This window comes from Streptomyces gelaticus (assembly GCF_014649535.1).
GTDB classification, from domain to species: Bacteria; Actinomycetota; Actinomycetes; order Streptomycetales; family Streptomycetaceae; genus Streptomyces; species Streptomyces gelaticus.
Window position 1 is genome coordinate 159,278 of sequence record NZ_BMTF01000013.1, and the last position, 11,745, is coordinate 171,022.

Annotated in this window: 15 protein-coding genes and 2 pseudogenes; 5 read left to right on the top strand and 12 right to left on the bottom strand. The window is 70.6% G+C overall.

Annotated features, from left to right (window positions below; genetic code table 11):
• Positions 1–28: 28 nt before the first annotated feature.
• From IE107_RS20105 to IE107_RS20130, 6 genes and pseudogenes are all read right to left on the bottom strand, one after another.
• Positions 29–340, bottom strand: coding sequence for an ArsR/SmtB family transcription factor (locus tag IE107_RS20105; protein ID WP_189545197.1), 312 nt, complete (start codon positions 338–340; stop codon positions 29–31).
• 258 nt (positions 341–598) lie between these two features.
• Entirely contained in the window at positions 599–1,003 is a 405-nt protein-coding gene (locus IE107_RS20110) for a hypothetical protein (protein WP_189545198.1), read from the bottom strand.
• Between the two features lie 209 nt (positions 1,004–1,212).
• The gene (locus tag IE107_RS20115) at positions 1,213–2,001 is read right to left on the bottom strand and encodes an integrase (protein WP_229867112.1); all 789 of its coding nucleotides are present in this window, start codon (positions 1,999–2,001) and stop codon (positions 1,213–1,215) included.
• 172 nt (positions 2,002–2,173) lie between these two features.
• Positions 2,174–2,665 (bottom strand): annotated as a pseudogene (locus IE107_RS20120) (DinB family protein); the annotation flags it as partial.
• 196 nt (positions 2,666–2,861) lie between these two features.
• Positions 2,862–3,527, bottom strand: coding sequence for a peptide-methionine (S)-S-oxide reductase MsrA (msrA, locus tag IE107_RS20125; RefSeq protein WP_189545199.1), 666 nt, complete (start codon positions 3,525–3,527; stop codon positions 2,862–2,864).
• Positions 3,528–3,593: 66 nt separating this feature from the next.
• The gene (locus IE107_RS20130; RefSeq protein WP_189545200.1) at positions 3,594–4,697 is read right to left on the bottom strand and encodes a hypothetical protein; all 1,104 of its coding nucleotides are present in this window, start codon (positions 4,695–4,697) and stop codon (positions 3,594–3,596) included.
• Between the two features lie 68 nt (positions 4,698–4,765).
• Here IE107_RS20130 and IE107_RS20135 point away from each other — a divergent pair, with 68 nt between their 5' ends.
• Positions 4,766–5,911, top strand: a complete 1,146-nt coding sequence (locus IE107_RS20135) for a cystathionine gamma-synthase (protein ID WP_189545201.1) — start codon at positions 4,766–4,768, stop codon at positions 5,909–5,911.
• Positions 5,912–6,057: 146 nt separating this feature from the next.
• Here IE107_RS20135 and IE107_RS20140 read toward each other — a convergent pair whose 3' ends face one another.
• The 4 genes from IE107_RS20140 to IE107_RS20155 all read right to left on the bottom strand — a co-directional run bounded on the left by IE107_RS20140 (position 6,058) and on the right by IE107_RS20155 (position 7,670).
• Positions 6,058–6,249: a DUF1059 domain-containing protein gene (locus tag IE107_RS20140; protein WP_189545202.1), complete on the bottom strand. Its 192-nt coding sequence runs from the start codon at positions 6,247–6,249 to the stop codon at positions 6,058–6,060.
• 72 nt (positions 6,250–6,321) lie between these two features.
• Entirely contained in the window at positions 6,322–6,570 is a 249-nt protein-coding gene (locus IE107_RS20145) for a hypothetical protein (RefSeq protein ID WP_189545203.1), read from the bottom strand.
• Positions 6,567–7,064 (bottom strand): sigma factor-like helix-turn-helix DNA-binding protein, encoded by a 498-nt coding sequence (locus IE107_RS20150; protein WP_189545204.1) that lies wholly within the window; start codon positions 7,062–7,064, stop codon positions 6,567–6,569. Before IE107_RS20150 ends, IE107_RS20145 begins: the two co-directional genes overlap by 4 nt.
• A gap of 75 nt (positions 7,065–7,139) precedes the next feature.
• Positions 7,140–7,670 carry a MarR family winged helix-turn-helix transcriptional regulator gene (locus tag IE107_RS20155; protein ID WP_189545205.1) on the bottom strand — a complete coding sequence of 177 codons (531 nt, stop codon included), beginning with the start codon at positions 7,668–7,670 and terminating at the stop codon, positions 7,140–7,142.
• A 178-nt stretch (positions 7,671–7,848) separates the two neighbouring features.
• Here IE107_RS20155 and ilvA point away from each other — a divergent pair, with 178 nt between their 5' ends.
• Together ilvA and IE107_RS35070 are read left to right on the top strand one after the other, a co-directional pair.
• Positions 7,849–9,078, top strand: a complete 1,230-nt coding sequence (gene ilvA / locus IE107_RS20160) for a threonine ammonia-lyase (protein WP_189545206.1) — start codon at positions 7,849–7,851, stop codon at positions 9,076–9,078.
• 61 nt (positions 9,079–9,139) lie between these two features.
• Positions 9,140–9,235, top strand: a pseudogene (locus tag IE107_RS35070) (ABC transporter permease); the annotation flags it as partial.
• A gap of 102 nt (positions 9,236–9,337) precedes the next feature.
• Here the strand turns inward: IE107_RS35070 and greA are convergent.
• Entirely contained in the window at positions 9,338–9,835 is a 498-nt protein-coding gene (greA, locus tag IE107_RS20165; protein ID WP_093550387.1) for a transcription elongation factor GreA, read from the bottom strand.
• A gap of 183 nt (positions 9,836–10,018) precedes the next feature.
• The gene (locus IE107_RS20170; RefSeq protein WP_189545207.1) at positions 10,019–10,435 is read right to left on the bottom strand and encodes a DUF4307 domain-containing protein; all 417 of its coding nucleotides are present in this window, start codon (positions 10,433–10,435) and stop codon (positions 10,019–10,021) included.
• Positions 10,436–10,533: 98 nt separating this feature from the next.
• Here IE107_RS20170 and mca point away from each other — a divergent pair, with 98 nt between their 5' ends.
• Both mca and IE107_RS20180 read left to right on the top strand, forming a co-directional pair.
• Positions 10,534–11,415, top strand: coding sequence for a mycothiol conjugate amidase Mca (gene mca / locus IE107_RS20175; RefSeq protein WP_189545208.1), 882 nt, complete (start codon positions 10,534–10,536; stop codon positions 11,413–11,415).
• Position 11,416: 1 nt separating this feature from the next.
• Positions 11,417–11,653, top strand: coding sequence for a hypothetical protein (locus IE107_RS20180; RefSeq protein ID WP_189545209.1), 237 nt, complete (start codon positions 11,417–11,419; stop codon positions 11,651–11,653).
• Positions 11,654–11,745: the final 92 nt, after the last annotated feature.

Here is an 11,745-nt window from a genome sequence, read left to right on the forward strand (position 1 = left end):
CGAGGGTGCGCGTGAGGCAGGTGTCGATCTACAGCTCGTCGCGGACGTGCGCGGCGAACTCCGCGATCACCGGCTCGTTGCGCCGGTAGTACGTCCACTTGCCGATGCGTTCCGAGGTGAGCAGCCCTGCGTCCTTGAGGGTCTGCAGATACCCGGACACCACCGACTGTGCCAGCCCGGACCGCTTCTGGATGTCGCCGACGCACACTCCGATGTGGAAGCCGAGCCCCTGCTGTCGGTAGGAGTTCTCGTCGAAATGCTTCTCGGGCTCCCTCAGCCACTGCATGAACTGCAGGCGTGCGGGATTGGCGAGCGCCTTGTGCACGGCAAGCGGGTCCATCGCGTCACCTCTCCGGGTTCCTGCGGTACGCATCTAGCTTTCGCGATATGTAGTGTCGAGTCAAATCGCGTGCCCGGCCCTGAGGGTTCGCCCCTGATCGGACAGGAAGGTGCCCGCCGCCCGGAAGCGGGCAGGCGGGCACCGGTGCTGGTCGGCGGTCACCTGCCTCGGCGGTCGAGGTGGCAGCCCGTGTCGCCGGCCGACCGTGAACCGCGCGGGTCGGCGGAGGTGGTCGACTCGGTTGCGGAAGCGGCCGACTCAGTTGATGACGATGGAGAACCAGGCATCGGCGACATTGCCGTCGGTGTCCGTGGCCCACACCCTTGCGGACTGCTTGTTCCTGTCGCAGGTGTTACCGGCGGCTCCCCACGAGTAGGCGACGATCTTGCCGCGGCTGAGCGAAGTGACGCTGGGGAGGACCTTCGACGGCTCGAAGTCGTTGTCGCTGAAGGTGATGCAGTAGTCGCCGGGTCCCAGGTGCTTGACCTCTTTGATCCCCTTGTTGCGGAGCAGCTCGCCATTGCTCTTGACGATCGCTCCGGCCTGCGCGTACGGGGCCTTCACGTTGTCGGACACGGCGACGGCCACTCCGGCGGTTGCCGCGACGACGGCCACACCCGCGGCGCCGAGGGTGAGGGAGCGGGTATGCCTGTTTCGGAACATGCACGTTCTCCTTGGGGGCAGGTCGAGGGCTCATGGGCGAGCCTTCGATGCGCTCCGCATTCAAACAGCAGCTGTGCGTGACAATCCAGATATGGGCCACCCACTCCACCCGTAAGCCTGATCTGCATCGGGTAATCGTTCCGGGAGCCCGTGAGCTGCGGTGGCGGCAGGTCATCGGCAGGCGGGCAGGCACCGTCCGTCGGCCACGGTCAGCTCTCGCCCAGATCGGTGCAGTGCGCGATCGTGGCATCGTCCGCCGCCACCGCATGACGGACCTCCGCCTCCCGGACACGACGGATGACCTCGGCGGGTCCGCTCGATGTCAGGAGGGCCATGGCCCCCGGCCAGTCGACGAGCCCGAACCGGTCCACGATACGGCTGGCTCCGTTGCTGAGCAGAGCGGCGCCGGCCAGCCCGGAGAGCGGACAGCTTCCGGTGATCGCTTCGTCCGCCGCCCCGGGCTCGTCCTTGGCCACCCAGAACCCGCCCGGCCGGTTCCGGTTGGCGCGCAGGTCCCGCAGGACCCGGTGGTACTCGTCGCTCCCCTCGGCGGCGGCCGTGAGAGCTGACGCGTACGGGCGGCTGATGATCACTTCCCGCGGATCGGACACGACCAGAGGCGTGGCGCCCGCCCGGTCGAGCACGAGGAACGAGTCACCGAGCACCAGGTACTCGACGAAGCCGCCGGAGAGGCGCAGGACGGCCACGGCCGCCGACGGGCTGATCGGGGAGGCGACGTCGCAGGTGTCCCGGTGATCGTCCGTCACCCGCTCGATGGCTTCGCCGAGCAGCTCCGGGAGACTGCGCTCCCGTGCGAGGGACAGGAGACCGAGGAGATCGCCTCCCAGGCGGTTGGCATACCAGGCCACGCCGTGCCGGCAGACCGACGCGGCGCCGGGGATGCCCGCACCGTCGATCAGCACCGCTGCCATCGGCAGGGCACCGGTGAAGTCCTCGTTCGCGCGATCGGTCCGCGCCGCAGAGCTCGTCGACGTCACCCGCAAGCCCTGTCCCCTCCCTCCAGGTGCCCGGCGGCGCAGGGCAGCGCCCCCAGAGCGGGACTCACGGGAGCGCATCGGCTCCGCCGACGGGATCGTTCGCAGCGACGGGCGCTGTCCGTGCCGGCCGGGCAGGGGCGGGATCGACGGCACGGTCCGGTACCTGGCAGACGGCCCGCTGGAGACGGAGCTGGCCGATCTCTGCGGCATTCTTCATCAGTTCGGCATTGACCCAGGCAATCATGTGGGCGACGGTGTGCCGGGGATCATCCGGCCACGGGAACGGGGCGGTGGCGTCCAGACCGGCAGGGGTGAGTCGGTCCAGCGCCTCCAGCCAGTCCTCACGCAGGCCGCGCAACCACTCGACGGCCGGCTTCCCCGGGCCGGGCCAGGCGATGTTCTCCCGCTCCCGGGGCGTTCTCCCATGGGCGTGATCCGCGGCCACGCTCCACCACCAGCCGATGTGCCAGCTCAGCCAGCCGATGGTCGGCACAGGGACAGGTTCGGGCTCGGTCTCCGCCCAGTCCACTGCCCATGTCCCGTCGTCGGCCCGGTGCACCGTCCAGCAATTCACAGCGGGTTCCCACAGGAAGTCGTCGGGGTCGAGCCGCTCCAGGTGGTACTCGAACAGCGACCACGTCAGGCCGAACTGCCAGCGCAGCAGGTCAAGTGCGCGGCCGGAACCACTGGGGGAGTCAGTCACCGTACGACTCTCGCACGGGGCGGTTCAGGTGAGAAGCGAATACCCGGCCGGCGGGCCCCGCCCCGTTGTCCTGCGGAGCCGGGGAATTGACGGGGCAGCAGCCGGACCGGCCCGGTTCACCGGAGTCGCACCGGCTCGCCGCCTACGAGCGCGGCGCTCACCCCTCGGCCGGAGCCACCCCGATCGGGCACGAGACCCCCGTGCCGCCGATGCCGCAGTACCCCGCCGGGTTCTTGTCCAGGTACTGCTGGTGGTATCCCTCGGCAGGCCAGAACGTGCGGCCCTCCGCCGGGAGGATCTCCGTGGTGATCGCGCTGTGGCCGGCGGCCGTCAGGACCTTCTGGTACGCCTCGCGGGAGGCGGCCACCGCGGCCTCCTGCTCGGGGGAGTGGGTGTAGATCGCCGAGCGGTACTGGGTGCCCACGTCGTTGCCCTGGCGGAAGCCCTGGGTCGGGTCGTGGGACTCCCAGAAGAGCTTCAGCAGCTCCGGGTACGAGACGGTCCTCGGGTCGAAGACGACGCGGACGGCCTCGGTGTGGCCGGTCAGGCCCGAGCAGACCTCCTCGTACGCGGGGTTCTCGGTGTAGCCGCCCTGGTAGCCGACGAGCGTCGTCCAGACGCCGTCCGTCTGCCAGAACTTGCGCTCGGCGCCCCAGAAACAGCCCAGCCCGAAGTCCGCGACCTCCAGACCCTCCGGGTACGGGCCCAGCAGCGGGTTGCCGAGGACCGTGTGGTGGGACGGAACGGTGAATTCGGGGGTGGGGCGGCCCTTCAGTGCCTCTTCCGGGGTGGGGAGCTGAGGGGTGCGGCGTTGCAGGAACATGCGGGGGCTCCTCCTGGGGTGGGTGTGCAGTGCGTACAACGCGGCGGGCGTGCCACGGATTCCGCGCTAGCGCGGCAGCGTCGCCGGACTGCCGCCGTTCGCCTCATAGCCGGCCACCGCCAGCGCCCGGTACACCGTGTACTCGGCGGCCGGGTCGGCGTCCTGTGTCCACGGCAGCGCGCCCACGTGGCCGTCGATGTGGACGAGCTGGGTCATCGCCTCCGACCAGCGTTCCATCCGGACGAGGAAGAGCACCAGCAGATGGCGTACGTGCGCGAGCATCGGGTCGTCGGGGCGGGCCGCGTGCACCGCGAACAGGGCGCCCTCGACCGCCTTGGTCACCACCAGGCTGCGGTAGAAGCCCTGCACCAGATTGACCTCGGGCAGATGCTCGTACACCGCGAAGAGCGGCAGTGCGGCCAGCAGCGAGCCCTGCGGGGCGCGGGCGGCGGCCGAGGTGGCGAAGCGGTCGGCCTCCTCGCGCGAGCCGTGCCACTTCTCGCACCAGTAGTGCAGCGCGGCGATGTGCGCGCCCATGTGGGCCGGCGCCCGGTCCATCACCTTCGCCCAGAGCCGGTCGAACTCCTCGTGGGAGTAGCCGAGTCCGCGGGAGACCGCGAGCTCGACGATGTACGGAACGGGGTCGCCCGGCGCCAGCAGCGCCGCCTCGCCGCAGACCGTACGGGCCTCCTCCAGGATGATCCGGAAGTCGTCCGTCCCCGCGGTCGACGAGCGCCACGCCTGCTGCACCAGGAACTCCGCGTGCACCGCCGCACCGCCCGCGTCCTTCGGCGCCTCGGCCCGCCACCTGCGCAGCCACGCGCCACCGACCCCGGGCTGCTGCGCCAGCTCCAGCGAGGCGGCACCGGCGAAGGCCTGCACCCGCTGCCACCGCACCTCGCCCTCCTTGGGCGTACCGGCCAGCAACTGCGAGGCCGCCCGCCAGTCCTGGGAACGCTGCACGACATCGAGCACATCGAGAAGATCCTGATCCGGGCCCGGCAGCCGGATGTCCAGCTCCTCCTGGCGCACGAAGCCGTAGGCGTCCGGGTCCGCGGCGTCCGGGGAACCCGGCGCGACCTGGCGGATTCCGGCCCGGCGGCGCAGCACGAAGGGGCCGACGACCGCGGTGAGCATGCACAGGGCGATCAGGAACCAGAGAATCTCCATGCCCCCATTGTCACCGGACGGCCCGGTAGCCCGGTGGGCGCCCTCGCGACGAACTACGCTCGGGCCCCATGAGCGACCAGCACAGCTTCGAGACCCTCGCGATCCACGCGGGAAACACCGCCGATCCCCTCACCGGCGCCGTTGTTCCGCCCATTTACCAGGTGTCCACGTACAAACAGGACGGCGTGGGCGGACTGCGCGGCGGCTACGAGTACAGCCGCAGCGCCAACCCGACCCGTACCGCCCTGGAGGAGAACCTCGCGGCCCTGGAGGGCGGCCGCCGCGGGCTCGCCTTCGCCTCCGGCCTGGCCGCCGAGGACTGCCTGCTCCGTACGCTGCTGACCCCCGGCGACCACGTGGTCATCCCGAACGACGCCTACGGCGGCACGTTCCGGCTGTTCGCGAAGGTCGTCTCGCGCTGGGGCGTCGAGTTCTCCGTCGCCGACACCTCGGACGTGGCGGCGGTACGGGCGGCGATCACCCCGCGCACCAAGGCGATCTGGGTGGAGACCCCGTCCAACCCGCTGCTCGGCATCACCGACATCGCCGCGATCGCCGGTGTGGCCCGCGCCGCGGGTGCGCGCCTGGTCGTCGACAACACCTTCGCCAGCCCCTACCTTCAGCAGCCCCTCTCCCTGGGTGCCGATGTGGTGGTCCACTCCACCACGAAGTACATGGGCGGTCACTCGGACGTCGTCGGCGGCGCGTTGATCGTCAACGACCTCGATCTGGCCGAGGAGTTGGCGTACCACCAGAACGCGATGGGTGCGGTCGCCGGACCGTTCGACGCCTGGCTGGTGCTGCGCGGCATCAAGACCCTGGCGGTCCGCATGGACCGGCACAGCGAGAACGCCACCAAGGTCACCGATCTGCTCACCCGGCACCCCAAGGTGACCCAGGTCCTCTACCCGGGGCTGCCCGAGCACCCCGGACACGAGATCGCCGCCAAGCAGATGAAGGCGTTCGGCGGCATGGTGTCCTTCCGCGTCGAGGGCGGCGAGGAGGCGGCGGTCCAGGTCTGCAACCGGGCGAAGCTGTTCACCCTCGGTGAGTCGCTGGGCGGCGTCGAGTCGCTCGTGGAGCACCCGGGCCGCATGACGCATGCCTCGGCGGCGGGCTCCCCGCTGGAGGTGCCGGCCGACCTCGTACGCGTCTCCGTCGGCATCGAGAACGCCGACGACCTGCTGGCCGACCTGACGCAGGCGCTCGGCTAGGGTCCTGCGAAGAATCCGGGCGGGCCCGAACGACCGGGCCCGCCCGTACGTACACGGCGGGGTCGGGCCGAGCGCCGTCGGCCGTACGCGGCGGGGTCAGGTGCCGGACCACGGGGCGGGGTCAGGTGCCGGACCACGGGGCGGCGTCAGGCATCGGCCTTCTCGTCCTCCAGCATCGCCCGGATCTGTTCGCGCAGTTCCGGGCTGTCGGTGTGCTCGTGGACCGAGACCGCGTGCTCCGTCGCGGCCCGTACGACTTCCTCCTCCTCACCGGAGATGGTGAGCGAGCAGTGCGACACGCTCGGATGCTTGCGGCAGTCAGCGATCTTCCTGGTCATTGCAGCCTCCTCGGCCGATTGCGCGTGCCGCCCATTCCAGGGTAGTTCGGCCGCCCGCCCCGTGATCGCCGCTCACCAGCCCTCCGACGGCGTCGTCTCGGCGGGAGGCACCTGCCAGGGATGCGCCGCCATCGCCCAGACCGTGAAGGCCACCACCGCGGCGCACGCCACCAGCAGCATCAGCCGGCGGGCGAACAGCCGCCGGCGCAGCATCCCGCTGCCGCGCTCCGCCGCCCACCGCGCCAGATCGGCGGGCACCTGCGGATGCGGACCGTCCAGCATCCGCCGGACCTCGTCCTCCCGGTCGCCGCCGCGGCTCACCGCGCCACCCCCAGCGGCGGACCCGGTGTGCCGCGCCGCGCCGTGGGCCGGCGGGTGCCGCGCATCGTGGCCACCGAGCGGTTGCAGACCGCCCGCACCCGCTCCACCGGAAGGCCGATCAGCGCCGCGGTCTGCTCCTCCGCGACCCCCTCGTACAGCCGCAGCACGAGGACGAGGCGCTCCTGCGGTGTCAGGGGGTCCAGCAGCCCGCCGCGCGGCCGGTGGTGCCGCCAGACCTCGTGGGCGAACCGGGTGGCGAGTTCGCGCCGGGTGCGGTCGTAGGGGTCCTCGCCGCGCAGCCGGTCCCACTGCGCGTAGGTGTGCGCCAGGGCGGCCGTGAGCAGCCGCTGGGCGCGGGGGTTGGCTCCCGGCGGACGCATGGGCTCGGCGGTGAGCAGCGTGGCGGTGTGCAGCAGGCGGCCGGCCGCGCCCGCGACGAAGGTCTCGAATTCCTGGGCGCGGCCCCGCTCCCGGCCCGTCTGGCGCTCTCGCACAGTCCACATACGAGCCGCTGCGGGGCTCCCGGTCAAGAGGTGTGCAGCAAGTCCGTCCCGGGCCCGGCGACCGCGTCAGCCGGCGGGGGGTGCGTGGTGCGCGGCCTGGCGGGCGGCGAGGGAGGCGTTGAACCGGGTGAGCAGCGCGCAGAACGTCTCGCGCTCCTCGGCCGTCCAGTCGTCCGTCACCTGGGTCATGAGCTCGCGCCGGGAGCTGCGGACCTCTTCCAGCCGTGCCTGGCCGCGCGGGGAGAGCTGGAGCACGACGGCCCGGCCGTCCTCGGGGTGCGAGGTGCGTTTGACCAGGCCGGTGTCGACGAGCGGTGCGACCTGCCGGGTCACGGTCGAGGAGTCGATTCCCATGCCCGCGGCGAGTGCCTTGACGCCCATCGGACCTTCCCGGTCCAGCCGGTTGAGCAGCAGATAGGCGGCCCGGTCCATGGAATTGCGCACCTGACCGACCCCGCCGAGGCGGGTCTGCTCGGCACGGCGGGCGAATACCGCGACCTGGTGCTGCAGAGCGTCGAGGACGTGTTCGGAACCCGTGGGTTCGGGGGCGGCGCCCCCGGAAGGAGACGCAGCTGTCGTCATGTCCTGAGGGGGCATGGCCGGGGGCTCTCTTCGTGCGGTGTCGGATGGGTGGGGGACAGAGTACGCGGCCACGGGGCAACGCGTACCAGCGCTGCACAAACCTGTGGACAACGGCCCAGGAGGGTGCCGGACACGGCGGCCGGCGCCGCGTCGGGCGGCGGGAACCCGCGGGCCGAGCTGCAAGACTTACGGTATGAACTTCCGTACGACCGGCCACTTTCCCCCAGTGATCCTCGACGACGTCCGCGGGGCGCAGAAGATGCTCTCCGGTGTGGCCAGGGTGACCGCCATGGAAGGCAGCCGCCACCTGAGCGAGCTCGTGGGCGCGCCGGTCCATCTCAAGTGCGAGAACCTCCAGCGGACCGGCTCGTTCAAACTGCGTGGTGCGTATGTACGGATCGCGGGCCTGTCCCCGGTGGAGCGGGCGGCCGGAGTCGTCGCCGCGAGCGCCGGAAACCATGCGCAGGGTGTCGCACTCGCGTCTGCGCTGCTCGGCGTACGGTCGACGGTCTTCATGCCGGTCGGGGCACCGCTGCCGAAGGTGGCCGCCACCCGCCAGTACGGGGCCGAGGTCCGGCTGCACGGACATGTCGTCGACGAGACGCTGGCCGCCGCGCAGGAGTACGCGCAGGAGACGGGTGCGGTCTTCATCCACCCCTTCGACCACCCGGACATCATCGCCGGACAGGGCACGGTGGGCCTGGAGATCCTCGAACAGTGCCCCGAGGTGCGCACCGTCGTCGTGGGGATCGGCGGCGGCGGTCTCGCGGCGGGCATCGCGGTGGCGGTCAAGGCGGTCCGGCCCGATGTGCGGATCGTCGGGGTGCAGGCGGCGGGTGCGGCCTGCTATCCGCCTTCGCTGGCCGTGGGGCATCCGGTGTCGGTCGGTTCGCTGAACACGATGGCGGACGGCATCAAGGTGGGGCGCCCCGGTGATGTGCCGTTCGAGCTGGTCAGGGAGCTGGTCGACGAGGTCCGTACGGTCTCCGAGGACGAGCTGTCCAGTGCGCTGCTGCTCTGTCTGGAGCGGGCGAAGCTGGTGGTGGAGCCGGCCGGTGCGAGCCCGGTCGCGGCCCTGTTGAGCGATCCGAAGTCGTTCCGCGGGCCGGTGGTCGCGCTGCTCTCGGGCGGCAATGTGGACCCGCTGCTGATGCAGCGCATCCTGACCCACGGCATGGTGGCGGCCGGCCGCTATCTGAGTCTGCGGCTGCGTCTGAGCGACCGTCCCGGTGCGCTGGCCACCCTGCTGGGCGTGCTTTCCGTGGTCGACGCCAATGTGCTCGACATCGGTCATGTGCGGACCGATCCCCGGCTCGGGCTCACCGAGGTCGAGGTGGAGCTCCAGTTGGAGACGAAGGGGCCGGAGCACTGCACGGAGGTCTCGGCGGCACTGCGTGACGCGGGCTATCTGGTGATGGACTGACCCGTACCGGGACGGACCGGCCCGTCCCGGCGCTGCGCGGGTCGTTGTCGGCGACGCGATGCTCCAGCCGATCGCCGAATGGAATCCGTTCAGCGCCACCGTCCAGGCGTGCCGGGTGCTCTTCGGCAACCCGGGCGTGTCGCCGTCGGACGCCTGGAGCCAGCCGGCCATGTTCTCGGTGGGCACGAAGGCGAACGGCGCCGCGCAGGCGAGGAGCCCCCGGCCCGTCGGGCCGGGGGCTCCTCGCACCGGTGCGGGATCAGCCGGTGTACGGCTTCGCCGCGAGGATCTTCACGGTGGCCGTCTTGCCGTTCGGCAGCTCGTACTCGGCGTCGTCGCCCATCCGCTTGCCGTTCACGCCGGTGCCGAGCGGCGACTGCGGGGAGTACGTCTCGATGTCCGAGCTCGCGTACTCGCGGGAGGCGAGCAGGAAGGTCATCGTGTCGTCCGGGTCGCCGTCGAAGGCGATCGTCACGACCATGCCGGGCTCGACCACACCGTCGTCGGCAGGTGCCTCGCCGACCTTCGCGTGCTCCAGGAGCTGGGTCAGCTGGCGCACCCGGAGCTCCATCTTGCCCTGCTCCTCCTTGGCCGCGTGGTACCCGCCGTTCTCTCGCAGGTCGCCCTCCTCACGGGCCGCCGCGATCTTTACGGCGATCTCCGTGCGCGCGGGACCAGACAGGTACTCCAGCTCGGCCTTGAGCTGGTTGTACGCCTCCTGCGTGAGCCAGGTGACGTTTTCGCTGGTCTGGGTCACAGGGTGCTCCTCGTCGGTACTGGGAATACAAAGCATCGCCCTACCCGTAAGCATGTGCCACCACGGGTGGGCGAAACCACGAGCCTAACAATTCCCCAGGAAAAGGGGGAGAAGGTAAATCACCGGGACCGCGTTTGCGCAGGTCGGGCCGGGAAACAGTGGGTCAGGGACGGCGTGCGCCGGTCAGTGGGAAGCCCCGTCGTCGACGGTGCAGCCCAGCAGCTCGACGCCGGTCGCCCTGGATGTCGTGCGCAGCGTCACGATGCGGTCGATCCGGTCGGTGCGCTCGTCGAAGCGGAAGTCCTTGCGGGCCACGTCGCGGCCGTCCTCGTGCTGCGCGCGCAGGGTGCAGTAGCCCTTGGCGTCCTTGTCCTTGCGCACTTCGAGGTGGATGTCGACCCGCTGGTCGGAGACGACCTTGCGCTTGATCACCTCGGCGCTGATTCCCTGACCGGTGACGTAGTCGTAACCGATCCAGCCGACCACACCCAGGAGCACGACGCCCAGCACCGAGCCGACCATCTTGAGCCGGCGGTCCGCGCGCTCGTCCGCGGAGCGGCCGTAGCGGTTCTCCGGAGGCGCTTCACGCACCGCGGTCATGATCGTTCCTCCCGTGCCGGGGATCGAGGAATTTTTCCACCCCCCGGTTCGGTCACTATAGAAGCCTGCCTACATGCCGAATCACTGAGGATCGAGTCTTGACCGAGCAGCTGCGACTGATGGCCGTCCACGCCCACCCCGACGACGAGTCGAGCAAGGGCGCGGCCACCATGGCGAAGTACGTGTCCGAGGGGGTGGACGTGCTGGTGGTGACCTGCACGGGGGGCGAGCGCGGCTCCATCCTCAATCCGAAGCTCCAGGGAGACCCGTACATCGAGGAGAACATCCACGAGGTGCGCAGGAAGGAGATGGACGAGGCCCGGGAGATCCTGGGCGTCGGCCAGGAGTGGCTCGGCTTCGTCGACTCGGGCCTGCCCGAGGGCGACCCGCTGCCCCCGCTGCCCGAGGGCTGCTTCGCCCTGGAGGACGAGGAGAAGGCCGCGGGCCGGCTCGTCCGCAGCATCCGCGCCTTCCGGCCGCAGGTCGTCACCACGTACGACGAGAACGGCGGGTACCCGCACCCCGACCACATCATGACCCACAAGATCACGATGATCGCCTTCGACGGTGCGGCGGACACCGAGACGTTCCCCGAGTCGGAGTTCGGCCCGGCCTGGCAGCCGCAGAAGCTCTACTACAACCAGGGCTTCAACCGGCCGCGCACGGTGGCGCTGCACGAGGCGCTGCTGGCCCGCGGTCTGGAGTCGCCGTACGGTGAATGGCTCAAGCGCTGGAAGGAGTTCGAGCGCGACGAGCGCACGCTGACCACGCACGTTCCGTGTGCGGACTTCTTCGAGATCCGTGACAAGGCGCTGATCGCGCACGCCACGCAGATCGACCCGGACGGCGGCTGGTTCCGCGTTCCGATGGATATCCAGAAGGAGGTCTGGCCGACCGAGGAGTACGAGCTGGCGAAGTCTCTCGTCGATACCTCCCTCCCCGAGAGCGACCTCTTCGCGGGCATCCGCGACAATGCCTGATATGTACGCGACCCAGGCACTGACCGATCTCGTTCCGCTCGCCGAAGAGTTCGACAAGAACAAGGTGACCCCCGGCGTTCTCGGCTTCATCGTCTTCGCGGCGCTCGCCGTAGGCGTGTGGCTGCTGATGAAGTCCATGAACCGGCACATGGGCAAGGTCGACTTCGAGGAGGCCCCGGACCCGGACGCGGAGGCGGTCGACGCCACCGCCGGGGCGGGCTCCGCGAAGCGGAAGTAGCAGCAGAGGCAGACGCGGAAGCGGGCGGGCCGGCCCCGGAACGTACGGGGACGGCCCGGCGCTCGGCGTCGGTCGGTGTCGGATCCGGCCTG